A 14,405-nucleotide genomic window follows, 5' to 3' on the forward strand; every position below is an offset into this window, starting at 1 on the left:
TAATCATTGCCAATTTCACCAAGAGTACAGTTTGCCCTATCTGGCCGTTGCCTGTTAATCCATCTATTTATGAAGCCTCGCTGACCCAGGCCCAACTCTTCCCATGACAATCAAAGCAGCAATCCTGTCGACAAGCTGTGCCTTGCTTCTGGCAGGATGCATTAATACGGCGCCGCACCCCCAATATAAATTGCCGAATCCGGTACAACCTTCGACGACGCTGGCCATCAAGCCCATTTTCACGGGATCGAGGAAAGTGGCTGTCGTGTGGCGTAACGAGGTCGATTTTGCCGCGGACGGGAAATGGGCTGCCCAGCGCAGTTTTACGTTGGCCAGTTTCAATAAGGATTACCAATCCAAGCCAGTGGTAACCAGGCTGCCGGCTGGCGTGTCGCATTTTTTCGTGAATTATCCTTTGGGGTCATCCCACGAGTGTTCGATTTCCTTTGCTGCCCAGCTGCAGGAAGGGCACAAATACACCTTGCGGACGGATGACAAAGCAGGCGGGTTCTTCTCTCTGGGAGGCTGCGGTGTCAGTGTGCATGACGACGATACGCAGCAAGCCTTGCCACTCATGGTGTGCCGGGACGTCGCCACGGTGTTCAGTTCCTTCTTCTGCCGCAAGCCGGCTGATGCAGTTGCAGCTGGTGTGTCGTAAAGACGGAAAACATGCCTGTTGCGCATAAAAAAAGGACGCCGTGGCGTCCTTTTTTTTTCAAGCGGACGGTCAGCCCGCCAGCTTGGCCTTCAGCAGTTCCGTCAGCTGGGCCGGGTTGGCCTTGCCTTTGGATGCCTTCATCGCCTGGCCGATCAGCGCGTTGATCGCTGCTTCCTTGCCGGCTCGGTACTGCTCCACCGACTTGGCGTTGGCCGCCAGCACTTCGTCGACGATGGCTTCCAGGGCGCCAGTATCCGAGATCTGTTTCAGGCCCTTGGCATCGATGATGGTGTCAACGAGATTGTCGTCGTCGGACTTCGCTTCCCACATGCCTGCGAAGACTTCTTTCGCCGCCTTGTTCGAGATGGTGCCGTCGGCGATGCGCTTGAGCATGGCGGCCAATTGCGCGGCGGAGACGGGCGCGTCGTCCAGGTCCACGCCTTCGCGGTTCAGGGTCGACGACACGTCGCCCATCAGCCAGTTGGCGGCGGCCTTGGCGTTTTCCTTGCCGGCTTTGTCGACCACGGCGACGAAGTAAGTCGCCATGGCTTTCGACTGCGTCAGCACCAGCGCATCGTAGTCCGGCAGCGCGTATTCGCTGATGAAACGGGCGCGCATGGCGGCCGGCAGTTCCGGCATCGAGGCCTTGACGGTGTCGATCCACGCTTGGGAGATGACCAGCGGCGGCAGGTCAGGGTCCGGGAAGTAGCGGTAATCCTGCGCGTCTTCCTTGCTGCGCATTTCGCGCGTTTCCTTGCGATCCGGATCGTACAGGCGTGTCGCTTGCACGACCTTGCCGCCGTCTTCGATTAGTTCGATCTGGCGGCGCACTTCCACGTGCACGGCTTCTTCGATGAAGCGGAAGGAGTTCAGGTTCTTGATTTCGCAGCGGGTGCCGAATTCCTTCTGGCCGACAGGGCGCACGGAGACGTTGACGTCGCAGCGGAACGAGCCTTCCTGCATGTTGCCGTCGCAAACGCCCAGCCACATGACCAGCGAGTGCAGGGCCTTGGCGTAGGCCACGGCTTCGGCGGCGCTGCGGATTTCCGGTTCCGAGACGATTTCCAGCAGCGGCGTGCCGGCGCGGTTCAAGTCGATGCCGCTCATGCCCGCATAGTCTTCGTGCAGGGATTTACCGGCGTCTTCTTCCAGGTGTGCGCGCGTCAGGTTGACGGTCTTGGTGACGAATTCGCCATCCTTTTCGTAGCCGAAGGTCAGGGCGCCGCCGATGACGACGGGGTCCTCGAACTGGCTGATCTGGTAGCCCTTCGGCGAATCCGGATAAAAATAGTTTTTGCGCGCGAAGACCGAGTGCGGCGCCACGGTGGCGCCCACGGCCAGGCCAAAACGGATCGCGCGGTCGACGGCTTGCTTGTTCATCACGGGCAGTACGCCTGGCAGCGCCAGGTCGACGGGGCTCGCCTGCGTGTTGGCTTCGGCGCCGTACTTGATCGGCGAACCGCTGAAAATTTTGGATTCGGTCGTGAGCTGCACGTGGTTCTCAAGACCGATGACGACTTCCCATTGCATAGTGTTCTCGCTTAATTTGGTGGCGCCGCCAGTGGCGGCGCGTTTGTTCTTAGATACCGGCCGGGCTGCGCGTATGCCAGTCCGTCACTTGCTGGAACTGGTGGGCGACGTTCAGCAGCTTGGCTTCGCCAAAATAATTGCCGATGATTTGCAGGCCGACAGGGCGCTTGCCGTTTTTCTCGCCTTCGCCGAAGCCGCAAGGGATCGACATGCCGGGCAGGCCGGCCAGGCTGGTCGACAGGGTGTAGATGTCGGCCAGGTAGTTCGCCACCGGGTCGTCCGTCTTGTCGCCCAGGTCCCAGGCCACGGTCGGCGCGACCGGTCCCATGATGACGTCGCAGACGGCGTTCGGGCCATTCAGGACGGCCTCGAAATCCTGCGCGATCAGGCGGCGGATCTTTTGCGCTTTCAGATAATAGGCGTCGTAATAGCCGTGGCACAGCACATAGGTGCCGACCATGATGCGGCGCTGCACTTCGGGACCGAAGCCCTGGGCGCGCGACTTCTTGTACATGTCCTGCAAGTCCTTGTACTCGGCGGCGCGGTGGCCGTAGCGCACGCCGTCGTAGCGCGACAGGTTCGACGACGCTTCGGCCGGGGCGATCATGTAATAGGCTGGAATCGACAGGGCCGTGTTCGGCAGCGAGATGTCGACCAGGGTGGCGCCCAGCTTTTCATACTGCGCCAGCGCGCCGCGCACGGCCGCTTCCACGTCCTTGGCCAGGCCCTCGCCGAAGTACTCGCGCGGCACGCCGATGCGCAGGCCCGTCAGGGGCTGGCCCAGCTCGCGCGAAAAATCTTCCGCCACGCCGCCCTGTTCCGGCGACAGGCTGGTCGAGTCGCGTTCGTCGAAGCCGGCCATGGCACTCAAGAGCAGGGCGCAGTCTTCGGCCGAGCGGGCCATCGGGCCGCCCTGGTCCAGCGACGAGGCAAAGGCGATCATGCCGAAGCGCGAGACGCGGCCATACGTGGGCTTGATGCCGGTGATGCCGCAAAAAGCGGCTGGCTGGCGGATCGAGCCGCCCGTGTCGGTGCCGGTGGCCGCCGGCGTCAGGCCGGCCGCCACGGCGGCGGCCGAGCCACCGGACGAGCCGCCCGGCACGGCGTTCTTGTCCCACGGGTTCCGCACGGCGCCGAAGGCCGAGTTCTCATTGCCCGAGCCCATGGCAAATTCGTCGCAATTGACCTTGCCCAGGGTGACCATGCCGGCCGCCTGGAATTTTTCCACGACGGTGGCGTCAAACGGGCTGGCGTAGTTGGCCAGCATTTTCGAGCCGGCCGTCGTGCGCCAGCCTTTGGTGACGAACAAGTCCTTGTGTGCGATGGGCACGCCCGTCAATGGCGTGGCCGTGCCGGCGGCGATGCGGGCGTCCGCTTCGGCCGCTTGCGCCAGGGTCAGGGCACGGTCGACGTGCAAGAAGGCGTTCGACTTGTCCGCTTCGATGCGGTCGAGGAAATGCGTCGCCAGCGCAACGGCGGAAATTTCCTTGTTCTGCAAAAGCGTGGACAGCTGTTTGATGGATTTTGTATGCATGGCGTTTCTATTTTGATATTCGACGGGAAGGCAACAGCATGGAGCGGCGCAGTTACTCGATCACTTTTGGCACGAGATACAGGCCATCCTGTACCTTCGGCGCCACGGCCTGGTAGGCGTCGCGGCGGTTCTGTTCCGTGGCCTGGTCTTCGCGCAGGCGCAGGGCGATATTGTCCATGTGGGCGGCCAGCGGGTGGCTCAGGGGCGCCACGCCATCGGTATTGACGGCTTGCATTTGTTCGGCCAGTGCAAAAATCTTGTTCAATTGGGCCAAAGAGGTGACGGCCTGGTCGTCGGCCATGTCAAGTTGTGCCAGGTGGGCAATGCGTTTTACATCGGAGAGTGTCAGGGACATGGCGAATGGCGCGGAGTGCCGCGCATTAGTATTAAGTTGGCGTTTTGATAAAACGCGGGTATTTACTGCTATTTTGCTCACAAAAATCGAGGAATGCCGCGTAACTTGCGGCTGCAAGAGTCGCACTTTTCCATGGTTTTTGGGCAAATCGCATTCAAATTATAAGGTAGAATGGCGGGTTAATGCGTTGCCGGCGCTGATGGACCGCTGCCGCAGCATAGAAAAGATTGCGCAAGCGCCAAGCGAAACCCGAAAAAATCGCCTCCACGGATTTTCAGGGTGCCTGAAAGCGCCCGCTTTGAAACTCCCCATAAACAGCTTTTGCGCAGCTCGATGCGCTACAGGACACTCATGTTTGGTTTTTTACGCAGGTATATCTCCACCGATCTGGCCATTGACTTGGGCACGGCCAACACCCTTATTTATGTACGCGGCCTCGGTATCGTCCTGGACGAGCCATCCGTCGTCGCCATCCGCCAGGAAGGCGGTCCGAATGGCAAGAAGACCATTCAGGCAGTCGGCAAGGAAGCCAAGCAGATGCTGGGCAAGGTGCCGGGCAATATCGAAGCGATTCGTCCGATGAAAGATGGCGTGATCGCCGACTTCACCGTGACCGAGCAAATGCTCAAGCAATTCATCCGCATGGTGCACGACTCGAAATTCTTCCGTCCATCGCCGCGCATCATCATTTGCGTGCCGTGCGGTTCGACGCAGGTCGAACGCCGCGCGATCCGCGAATCGGCCCTGGGCGCCGGCGCATCGCAGGTGTACCTGATCGAAGAACCGATGGCCGCGGCCATCGGCGCGGGCTTGCCCGTGTCCGAAGCGACCGGCTCGATGGTGGTCGACATCGGCGGCGGTACCACGGAAGTGGGCATCATCTCGCTGGGCGGCATGGTCTACAAGGGTTCCGTGCGCGTCGGCGGCGACAAGTTCGATGAAGCCATCGTCAACTACATCCGCCGCAACTACGGCATGCTGATCGGCGAACAGACGGCCGAAGCCATCAAGAAGGCCATCGGTTCGGCTTTCCCTGGTTCGGAAGTGAAGGAAATGGAAGTCAAGGGCCGCAATCTGTCCGAAGGCATCCCGCGTTCGTTCACCATCTCCAGCAACGAGATCCTCGAAGCGCTGACCGACCCGCTGAACAACATCGTCTCGGCCGTGAAAAACGCGCTGGAACAGACGCCACCGGAACTGGGCGCCGACATCGCCGAGAAAGGCATGATGCTGACGGGCGGCGGCGCACTGCTGCGCGACCTGGACCGCCTGCTGATGGAGGAAACCGGCCTGCCGGTGCTGGTGGCCGAGGACCCGCTCACCTGCGTGGTGCGCGGTTCCGGGATGGCACTGGAACGTATGGACAAGCTCGGCTCGATCTTCTCCTACGAATAATCTGACAGAAGGGCCGGAAACCATTCCGGCCTTTTTTTGGTTTTGGCGCCGGCGTTTGACCGGGGCCTGCACGTTGGCGCACTGCGCCTGGCCTGATCATTGGAAGTCATGGAATACAGTCCTCCGCCACTTTTCAAACAAGGCGCCTCCGCCCGCGTCAAGATGATGGTGTTCGCCGGCATTTCTATCGCCCTGCTGCTGGTCGATTCGCGCATGCACGCGCTGACCGCCGTGCGCCAGGCAGTCGGCACAGTGCTGTATCCGGTGCAGATGGCGGCCCTGGTGCCGCGCGACGTGGCGCTTGGCGTCGGCAACTACTTTTCTTCGCTGTCCGCCCTGGAAAAACAGGTGCGCGACCTGAAGCACGAACAGATCGCCTCGGCGCAGATCCTGCAGCAGGCGCAGCTCAACATCGTTGAAAACAATCACTTGCGCAAGCTGATGGAAGCGCGCGAGCGCGTGCCCGTCAAGACCTTGATAGCCGAAGTGCTGTACGACACGCGCGATTCGGCCACGCGCAAGATCGTGCTCGATCGCGGCATCCAGAATGGCGTGGAACTGGGCCGCCCCGTGATCGACAACCTGGGCGTGGTGGGGCAGGTCACGCGCGTGTTCCCGTTCACTTCCGAAGTGACGCTCTTGACCGATGAAGAGCAGGCCATTCCCGTGCAGCTGCTGCGCAATGGCGTGCGCAGCGTGGCCATCGGGCGCGGCAAGTCCGGCACCATGGAACTGCGCTTCACGGCCCCCAGCGCCGACATCCAGATTGGCGACATCGTCATCACCTCGGGTCTCGACGGCCTGTATCCGGCCGGCCTGGCCGTGGCGCGCGTAACCCTGGTCGAGCGCAATGCGCACGGCCCGTTCGGCCGCGTCGTGTGCCAGCCGCTGGCCGGCATCGAACGCAATACCCAGTTGCTCATCCTGATGACGTCGCCCGAGATTCCGCCGCGCCCGCCCGCCGAAGACGTCAAGACGGGCCGCAAGATCGCCGGCAAGATGGCGCCGATCAAGGACCCTGCCAAGGAAGCCGCTGCCGCTGCCGCGCCCGCCAACGCGCCCGCCGCACCGGCAGCGAAACCGCCTGCCAGCCCCGCGCCGAAACCGGCTGCACCGACAGCAACGCCCGTACCAACACCTGCCGCCGTGCCACCGAAGGAAGCGACACGATGAACCGCCCGCATTACATCCTGCTGCCGGTCAGCCCCCTGTTCATCGGCTTTTCCCTGCTGTGCGCATTCCTGCTGAATTTGCTGCCATGGGGGCAGTTCGTCGGCGTGCCCGATTTCGTCGCCCTGGTGCTGGTCTTCTGGGGCATCCACCAGCCGCGCAAGGTCGGCATCGGCGTGGCCTTCTTCATGGGCCTGATGATGGACGTGCACGACTCGACCCTGCTGGGCGAGAACGCGCTGGCCTACACCCTGCTGTCGTATTTCGCCATCATGATGCACCGGCGCGTGCTGTGGTTCCCCATCATGACCCAGGCGCTGCACGTGCTGCCGCTGCTGCTGCTGACGCAGGCGCTGCAATTGCTGACGCGATTGATCGTCTCGGGCCGCTTCCCCGGCTGGCTCAATTTCATCGAGAGCTTCGTCGCCGTCGCCCTGTGGCCTTTCGTGACGTGGATTCTGCTGGCGCCACAGCGCCGCGCCGTGGACCGCGACCATAACCGGCCGATCTGACGAGCGCCTGCCATGACTGAACTGAAGAATAACGAGCGCGAACTGCATTTCTTCCGGATGCGCCTGACCGTCCTGGGCGCGCTCGTGTTTGTCTGCTTTTCGCTGCTGCTGGCGCGCTTCATCTGGCTGCAGGTGATCAAGCACGAAGACTATGCGACCAAGGCCGAGGACAACCGCATCGCCGTGGTGCCCATCGTGCCCACGCGCGGCCTGATCCTCGACCGCAATGGCGTCGTATTGGCGCGCAATTACTCGGCCTACACGCTGGAAGTGACGCCATCGAAGCTCAGTGCCAGCCTCGACTCCGTGATCGACGAGTTGTCGACCCTGGTGCAGATCGACATCAAGGACCGCCGCCGCTTCAAGAAGCTGCTGGAAGAATCGAAGAATTTCGTCAGCGTGCCCCTGCGCACGCGCCTGACGGACGAGGAAGTGGCGCGCTTCACGGCGCACCGTTTCCGCTTCCCCGGCGTGGAAGTGCAGGCGCGCTTGTTCCGCCAGTATCCGATGGGCGAGGTGGCTTCGCACGTGGTGGGCTTCATCGGCCGCATCAACCGCAACGAAGCCAAGGCGCTGGAAGAGGGCGAGGACGCGGCCAACTATAACGGCACCGACCATATCGGCAAGGAAGGCCTGGAAAAAAGCTACGAGAAGCAGCTGCACGGCACCACCGGCTACGAAGAGGTGGAAGTGTCTGCCGGCGGGCGCGCCATGCGCACCCTGTCGCGCACGGCGGCCACGCCCGGCAATAACCTGATCCTGTCGATCGACATCGAACTGCAAAAAGTGGTCGAGGAAGCGTTCGGCGAATGGCGCGGCGCGGCCGTCGCCATCGACCCGGCCACGGGCGACATCCTCGCCTACGTGTCCAAGCCCGGCTACGACCCGAATCTGTTCGTCGACGGCATCGACCAGCAAAGCTGGAACGAACTCAATACCTCGCTGGACCGGCCGATGGTCAACCGTCCCCTGTCCGGCACCTATGCGCCCGGCTCGACCTTCAAGCCCTTCATGGCGCTGGCCGCGCTGGAATTGGGCAAGCGCACGCCGAGCCAGTCGATTTCCGATCCCGGTTTCTTCATCTTGGGTGGCCACACCTTCCGCGATGACAAGGTGGGCGGTCATGGCACGGTGGACATGCACAAATCCATCGTCGTCTCGTGCAACACCTATTACTATCAGCTGGGCCGCGACATGGGCATCGACGCCATTCACGACTTCATGAAGCCGTTCGGTTTCGGCCAGCTGACGGGCATCGACCTGAATAACGAAAAGACGGGCGTGCTGCCGTCGATGGAATGGAAGCGCAACCGCTTCAAGACGCCGCAGCAGAAAAAATGGGTGGGCGGCGACACGATTTCGGTGAGTAACGGCTCGGGCTACAATTCCTACACGCCGCTGCAGATCGCCCACGCGACGGCCAACCTGGCGAACAATGGCGTGGTGATGAAGCCGCATCTGGTAAAAATCATCGAGGACGCCGCCACGCGCGCGCGCACCCTGACGGTGCCCAAGGAAAGCTACCGCATCGCGCTCAAGCAGGAAAACATCGACATCATCAAGCGCGCCATGGTGGGCGTGACCAGCGAGGCGGGCGGCACGGCCGCGCGCATCTTCACCGGCGTGCAGTACACGGTGGGCGGCAAGACGGGTACGGCGCAGGTGGTGGGCATCAAGAAAAACGAGAAGTACAATGCCAAGCTGCTGGCCGAGCGCCTGCGCGACAACGCCTTGTTTACGGCCTTCGCGCCGGCCGACAAGCCGCGCATCGCGATCGCGATCGTGGTGGAAAACGCGGGCTTCGGCGCCGGCGTGGCCGCGCCGATCGCGCGCAAGGCGCTCGATTACTACCTGCTGGGCAAGCGCCCGAGCGACAAGGAAAAGGACACGACCAAGGTGCCCAAGGAAGATGTCGACGAAGTGCGCACCCTGGAAGAAATCACGGACGAGCAGGCCGCCCCGGCGGCTCCTGCCAGGCAATAAGGAAGCACATGCCCATTAACGAGAGGCGCTCGCTGTGGCGGCGCGCCAAACCCTATCTGGCGGTGTTCGATCCGCCGCTGATGATCATCATCCTGATGCTGCTGTGTACCAGCCTGCTGACCCTGTATTCGGCCAGCATCGGCATCCCCGGCAAGATCGAGGACCATCTGCGCAACATCCTGCTGTGCTTTTTCGTCATGTGGGTGGCGGCCAATATCACGCCGCAGATGATGATGCGCATCGCCGTGCCCGCGTACACGGTATCGGTGATCCTGCTGGTGGCCGTGGCGCTGTTCGGCACCATCAAGCTCGGCGCCCGGCGCTGGCTGCATATCGGCGTGATCGATATCCAGCCCTCCGAATTCCTGAAGATCGCCACGCCGCTGATGCTGGCCTGGTTCTTCCAGCACAATGCGGGCGCCCTGCGCTGGAAATCGTTCCTGATGGCGGCCGTGCTGCTGCTGGTGCCCGTGTACCTGATCGCGCGCCAGCCCGACCTGGGCACGGCGCTGCTGGTGGTGGCGGCCGGCTTTACCGTCATCTTCCTGGCCGGCCTGTCGTGGAAGGTGCTGGCCGGCTTGCTGATCACCTTTGTGTCCTGCCTGCCGATCGCCTGGTCGCACCTGCATGATTACCAGCGCGACCGCGTGATGATGCTGATCGACCCGACCAAAGACCCGCTGGGCAAGGGCTTCCATATCATCCAGTCCATCATCGCCATCGGTTCCGGCGGCATGACGGGCAAGGGCTGGACGCATGGCACGCAGGCGCACCTGGAATTCGTTCCGGAGCGCACGACCGATTTTATTTTTGCCGTATATTCCGAGGAATTCGGCCTGGTCGGTAATTTGATCCTGATGCTGATGTATTTGCTGCTGGTGGGACGGGGGATGATGATCGCCGCCAACGCCCCCAGTTTTTTCACTCGCCTGCTGGCAGGAGCGATAACTATGATTTTCTTTACTTACGCCTTTGTAAACATGGGCATGGTCAGCGGCATCGTGCCGGTGGTCGGCGTGCCCCTTCCATTCCTCAGTTATGGCGGCACCGCGCTGCTGACCCTGGGCGTGGCCACCGGCATCCTGATGAGCATTCAGCGCCACCGCAAGCTGGTGCAAACCTGATGCGGGCGCCTTTCGACACCTTCGCCATGCGCGGGCTGAGCTTGGCCGCTTTGCTGACCCTGGCCGCCTGCGGCACCACGCCGCAAAAGCCCGCATCGCATAACGTGCCGCTGCCGTCCGGCGGCAAGGTCAAGGTGCCCGTGCGCCAGGATCCCACCTTGCCGGCATTGCCGGCGGCCGGCTCCGGGCGCGGCGGCTACTACAAGGATGACGGTCCGGGCGACAATCCGCCGGCCAACCTGCGCGACGTGCCCGACGCGGAAGTGCGCAACGAGCCGTATTCGACACGCTCGAACCGCCCCTACGTCGTCTTCGGCAAGACCTACACCCCGATCACCGACAACGAGCCGTTCAAGCAGACGGGCACGGGCACCTGGTATGGCAAGAAATTCCACGGCCAGCGCACCTCGTCGGGCGAAATCTACGATATGTACAAGATGACGGCGGCCCATCCGACCTTGCCGATTCCGTCGTATGCGCGCGTGACGAGCATCGACAGCGGCCAGCAGGTGATCGTGCGCATCAACGACCGCGGCCCGTTCCACGCCACGCGCGTCATCGACGTGTCCTACACGGCGGCGCTGAAACTGGGCTTCCTCGGCAAGGGCAGCCACCAGGTGGTCGTCGAACGGCTGCTGCCGGCCGATATCGACGCCATCCTGGCGGCGCGCGCGGCGCCGAAGCCGGTGCCGTCGGTGGTGGCCAGGTCGATCGATACGCCGGCCGACAGCGAACCGGAAATGCGCGCCGTGGTGCAGCCTGAAATCACTGCGCTGTCAGCGGTCGATGCCACCGTGGCCGCGCCCGCGCCAGCGGCGCTGGCCACCGGCTTCTACCTGCAGCTGGGCGCCTATTCGCGTGCGGACAATGCGGAAGCGGGCCGCGCGCAACTGGCGCCGTATGCGCAAACGCTGGGCCATCTCGATGTGGTGCCGGCCGGTCCCTTGTTCCGCCTGTACGGCGGACCGTTCACGAGCCGCGCCGATGCGGCGCGCGCGGCGGCCAGCCTGCCGGCGTCGGCGGGTGTCAAACCGATCGTCATCGAAAGATAAGCGTAGGTCGGATGAGGCGCAAGGCGCCGTAATCCGACGCGATTGTCATTTACAGGAGCGCAGTTCCTGCTCCGGAAACTGCGCCTTGATTTTTTCTAGCCGCGCGCGCGTGGCGGCGTCGAGGTCGCGGAACTGGTAAGCGAACTGCTTGCTGGCGCTGTAGCGCGGCGCGACCCGGGCGCTGTGCACGCCTTGCTTGTTGAGCGATGCCAGCTGGTTCTGCGCGCTCGTTTCCGACTTGAATACACCCAGTGAAATGCCCCAGCGCAGCGGGCTGCTTTCGTTCATGATGAAATAGTTCGTCACGCCCAGCTGCTTCAATTCGCCGGCCTTGCGGTCGGCGCCTTCCTTGCTGCCCTGCGGCGGGATGTACACCATGTAGCTGGAGATATCCTGGCCGGCCACGTTGCGGCGCGATTGGCGGTCGCCCAGGTCCAGCGCGGCCACTTGCGCTTCGAAGCGGCGGCCATCGGCCAGCAGGAAATTGCCCACTTCCGTGCACGCGTACGATGTCGGCGCCGCAGGTGCTGCCGCTGCCGGCTTCGCCGCCTGGTCGGCCGCTGGCGGCGCGGCGGGCGCCGTGGCCTGCTCCTGCGTCAGCAAGGTGAGCTTGCCGGCCTGCAGCTGGTTTTTCAGGCGTGCCGGCTCGCGCGTCTCGGTGCGAAAACTGCCCAGATAACCCTGGCCGATGGCCAGCACCAGCAGGTTGACGCCGGCCAGCAGCCAGAAGACGAATTTCAGCATACGTGGTTTCCTTGTGTTCCTGCGGCCCCGGCGCGCGCGGCCGCCTGCAGGCCGAGCATGACGATATTGTCGACCAGGTGCAGCGGTACCGCCAGCGCCAGGGCCGGCGCGATGCGCGGCGCGGCGCCGCCCGACAGCAGGCAGGCGCTGGCGCCGTGCATGCGCACGGCCCGTTCGATGGCGCCCGCCTGGGCCGCCAGGCAGCCCGAAAGGATGGCGTCGTCCGTGTTGTCGGCAAAGCCGGCCGGCAGGGCGGCGTCGCTGGCGATTTGCGGCAGCTGCGCCGTGTTGCGCGCCAGCGAACTGGCCATCAGTCCCAGTCCCGGCAAGATCATCCCGCCGAGGAAAACGCCATCTGCCGTGACGGCGTCGATGGTGGTGGCGGTGCCGCAATTGGCGACGATGACGGCCTGGCCCGGCGCCAGCGCCTGCGCGCCGATGGCGGCGGCAAAGCGGTCGCAGCCCAGCTGCGACGGCGCGCGGTAGCCATTTGTCAGGCCCGCCAGCTGCGGCAGCGAGACAAAGTCGCGGGCGGCGACGGGCAGCATGGCGCGCAGGCGCGTGCCGATATTGGCGCCGGCCACGTTCGACAGCAGCGCTTCATGGATGGCCAGTGGCGCCCACTGCGCGGCCAGGGTGTCGATCTGCGCATGTGCGACGGCGCCGCTGGCCAGCCAGCCGCCGGCGGCACTATCGGGGGCCACGAGTGCCCATTTGATGCGCGTATTGCCGGCGTCGATCAGCAGCAGCATGCGCTTACTCCCCCAGCAGGCGCAAGGATACGTCGCCGGACACGACTTCCTGCAGGCCGCCATCGGTACGCAGCAGCAGGCGGCCCAGGTGATCCACGCCGGCCGCCACGCCTTGCTGCAGCAACTGGCCGTTGTCGAGGATTTTCACGTGCTGGCCCTGCCACGCGTGCAGCAGATTCCAGCGCTCCGTGAACGGCGCAAAGCCCGTGTCGTCGAATTCGGCCAGCACGCCGGCCAGGCGGCTCAAGAGGGCCGCCACCAGGGTATTGCGCTCCATCTGCGCCAGCCAGGGCACGGCCGAGACGCTGCGCCCGATCTGCCGTTCCAGCGCATCGGGCATCAGCAGATTGATGCCGCAGCCGATCACGGCCCACACGGCACCATCGGCCGCCTGCTGCGTCTCGACGAGGATGCCGGCCAGTTTATGGCCATCCTTGAGCAGGTCGTTCGGCCACTTCAGCTGCACCGGCACGCCCAGCGAGGACATGGTTTCGGCCAGCGCCACGCCGACGGCCAGCGGCAATCCCACCAGCTGGTGCAGCGGTCCCTTGAAACGCCAGGCCAGCGAGAACATCAGGCTGGCGTCCGGCTGCGACACCCACGGCCGTCCGGCGCGCCCCCGTCCGGCCGTCTGCTGGCCGGCGATACGCAGGGTGGGGCCGGCCAGGGTGGCGCAGCGCGCCAGCAGGTCGGCGTTGGTCGATCCCGTTTCGTCGACCACTTCGATGGCCACATGGGAGGCGCCCGTGGCGCAATGGGCGGCGATGGCCGCGCTGTTCAAGTCTGAGTGCTTCGTCATGATGGTCAGTTCAGTTGCGTGCCTTGTGCGGCGCATTCGCGAAGGCCCGGTCGTACACGGCATTGGGCAGCGCGCGCAGCAGCTTGGCGACGACGCCCATCTGCCACGGGATCACGCGGTAGCTGTCGCCGTCGGCGATGGCGCGCGCGGCGCGTGCGGCGAATTTTTCGGCCGGCATCAAAAAGGGCATGCGGTAGGCATTGTGGCGCGTCATCGGCGTGTCGATGTAGCCGGGCGTGATGGTGACGACCTTGATGCCGGCCGGTTTCAATTCCAGGCGCAGCGATTCGCAGTAGCTGATGACGGCCGCCTTCGAGGCGCTGTAGGCTTCGGCGCCGGGCAGGCCGCGGATGCCGGCCACGCTGCCGATGCCCACCAGGCGCCCGCTGCCCTGGTTTTTCATGGCGGCGATGAAGGGCGCGAAGGTGGCGACGGTGGCCGTGACGTTGATGGCGATCAGGCGCGCGAAGGCGTCCAGGTCTTCCGCGTGTTCGCTCAGGGTGCCGTAGGATACGCCGGCGCTGGCGATGACGACGTCGATGCCGCCGGCATGGGCGATGAAGTCATCGGCCGCGCTTTTCAGGGCGGCGTGGTCGCACACGTCGACGGCGTAGGCGCGGTGGCGTTCAGGGTGGGGCAGGGAAGCGATCAGTTGCTGCAGGGTGTCGCCGCGGCGGGCCAGCAAGCCCAGCTGGGCGCCCTGGTGCGCGTACCGCAGCGCCAGGGCGGCGCCCAGTCCGCTCGACGCGCCCGTGATGAATACGCTGTAAAGCACGCGTTGCATCAGGCGATGCCCG

14 protein-coding genes are annotated in these 14,405 nt (G+C 63.9%); 7 read left to right on the top strand and 7 right to left on the bottom strand.

What is annotated here, in order from left to right:
* Nucleotides 1-103 precede the first annotated feature (103 nt).
* The gene (locus BLU39_RS21565; RefSeq protein WP_139178432.1) at nucleotides 104-658 is read left to right on the top strand and encodes a hypothetical protein; all 555 of its coding nucleotides are present in this window, start codon (nucleotides 104-106) and stop codon (nucleotides 656-658) included.
* 69 nt (nucleotides 659-727) lie between these two features.
* On the opposite strand, the gene gatB is transcribed toward BLU39_RS21565, so the two are convergent.
* Genes gatB through gatC form a run of 3 tightly spaced genes read right to left on the bottom strand, consistent with a single transcriptional unit; the run spans nucleotide 728 to nucleotide 4,077 of the window.
* The gene (gene gatB, locus BLU39_RS21570; RefSeq protein ID WP_269800063.1) at nucleotides 728-2,263 is read right to left on the bottom strand and encodes an Asp-tRNA(Asn)/Glu-tRNA(Gln) amidotransferase subunit GatB; all 1,536 of its coding nucleotides are present in this window, start codon (nucleotides 2,261-2,263) and stop codon (nucleotides 728-730) included.
* Entirely contained in the window at nucleotides 2,238-3,722 is a 1,485-nt protein-coding gene (gene gatA / locus BLU39_RS21575) for an Asp-tRNA(Asn)/Glu-tRNA(Gln) amidotransferase subunit GatA (RefSeq protein ID WP_092716735.1), read from the bottom strand. The genes gatB and gatA overlap by 26 nt, the downstream gene beginning before the upstream one ends.
* Before the next feature lie 52 nt (nucleotides 3,723-3,774).
* Nucleotides 3,775-4,077 carry an Asp-tRNA(Asn)/Glu-tRNA(Gln) amidotransferase subunit GatC gene (gene gatC / locus BLU39_RS21580; protein WP_092716737.1) on the bottom strand — a complete coding sequence of 101 codons (303 nt, stop codon included), beginning with the start codon at nucleotides 4,075-4,077 and terminating at the stop codon, nucleotides 3,775-3,777.
* Between the two features lie 351 nt (nucleotides 4,078-4,428).
* On the opposite strand from gatC, the gene BLU39_RS21585 reads away from it, so the two are divergent.
* From BLU39_RS21585 to BLU39_RS21610, 6 genes are all read left to right on the top strand, one after another.
* Nucleotides 4,429-5,472 carry a rod shape-determining protein gene (locus tag BLU39_RS21585; protein WP_010393186.1) on the top strand — a complete coding sequence of 348 codons (1,044 nt, stop codon included), beginning with the start codon at nucleotides 4,429-4,431 and terminating at the stop codon, nucleotides 5,470-5,472.
* A gap of 108 nt (nucleotides 5,473-5,580) precedes the next feature.
* The gene (gene mreC, locus BLU39_RS21590; RefSeq protein ID WP_092716739.1) at nucleotides 5,581-6,645 is read left to right on the top strand and encodes a rod shape-determining protein MreC; all 1,065 of its coding nucleotides are present in this window, start codon (nucleotides 5,581-5,583) and stop codon (nucleotides 6,643-6,645) included.
* On the top strand, nucleotides 6,642-7,154 hold the full coding sequence (gene mreD, locus BLU39_RS21595; RefSeq protein ID WP_092716741.1) for a rod shape-determining protein MreD: 513 nt from the start codon (nucleotides 6,642-6,644) through the stop codon (nucleotides 7,152-7,154). The genes mreC and mreD overlap by 4 nt, the downstream gene beginning before the upstream one ends.
* 12 nt (nucleotides 7,155-7,166) lie before the next feature.
* Nucleotides 7,167-9,137, top strand: coding sequence for a penicillin-binding protein 2 (mrdA, locus tag BLU39_RS21600; protein ID WP_092716743.1), 1,971 nt, complete (start codon nucleotides 7,167-7,169; stop codon nucleotides 9,135-9,137).
* Nucleotides 9,138-9,145: 8 nt separating this feature from the next.
* Nucleotides 9,146-10,261 carry a rod shape-determining protein RodA gene (rodA, locus tag BLU39_RS21605; protein WP_046683484.1) on the top strand — a complete coding sequence of 372 codons (1,116 nt, stop codon included), beginning with the start codon at nucleotides 9,146-9,148 and terminating at the stop codon, nucleotides 10,259-10,261.
* Entirely contained in the window at nucleotides 10,261-11,313 is a 1,053-nt protein-coding gene (locus tag BLU39_RS21610; RefSeq protein ID WP_092716745.1) for a septal ring lytic transglycosylase RlpA family protein, read from the top strand. Before rodA ends, BLU39_RS21610 begins: the two co-directional genes overlap by 1 nt.
* A 45-nt stretch (nucleotides 11,314-11,358) precedes the next feature.
* On the opposite strand, the gene BLU39_RS21615 is transcribed toward BLU39_RS21610, so the two are convergent.
* Genes BLU39_RS21615 through BLU39_RS21630 form a run of 4 tightly spaced genes read right to left on the bottom strand, consistent with a single transcriptional unit; the run spans nucleotide 11,359 to nucleotide 14,392 of the window.
* A complete protein-coding gene (locus BLU39_RS21615; RefSeq protein WP_092716747.1) occupies nucleotides 11,359-12,057 on the bottom strand; it encodes an SPOR domain-containing protein in 699 nt (232 codons plus the stop codon).
* Complete coding sequence (locus BLU39_RS21620) at nucleotides 12,051-12,809, bottom strand: type III pantothenate kinase (RefSeq protein ID WP_092716749.1); 759 nt, start codon at nucleotides 12,807-12,809, stop codon at nucleotides 12,051-12,053. The genes BLU39_RS21615 and BLU39_RS21620 overlap by 7 nt, the downstream gene beginning before the upstream one ends.
* 4 nt (nucleotides 12,810-12,813) lie before the next feature.
* Entirely contained in the window at nucleotides 12,814-13,608 is a 795-nt protein-coding gene (locus BLU39_RS21625) for a biotin--[acetyl-CoA-carboxylase] ligase (RefSeq protein WP_092716751.1), read from the bottom strand.
* A gap of 10 nt (nucleotides 13,609-13,618) precedes the next feature.
* The gene (locus BLU39_RS21630) at nucleotides 13,619-14,392 is read right to left on the bottom strand and encodes an SDR family oxidoreductase (protein WP_092716753.1); all 774 of its coding nucleotides are present in this window, start codon (nucleotides 14,390-14,392) and stop codon (nucleotides 13,619-13,621) included.
* Nucleotides 14,393-14,405: the final 13 nt, after the last annotated feature.

The organism is Janthinobacterium sp. OK676 (assembly GCF_900103595.1).
Taxonomy (GTDB): Bacteria; Pseudomonadota; Gammaproteobacteria; order Burkholderiales; family Burkholderiaceae_D; genus Janthinobacterium.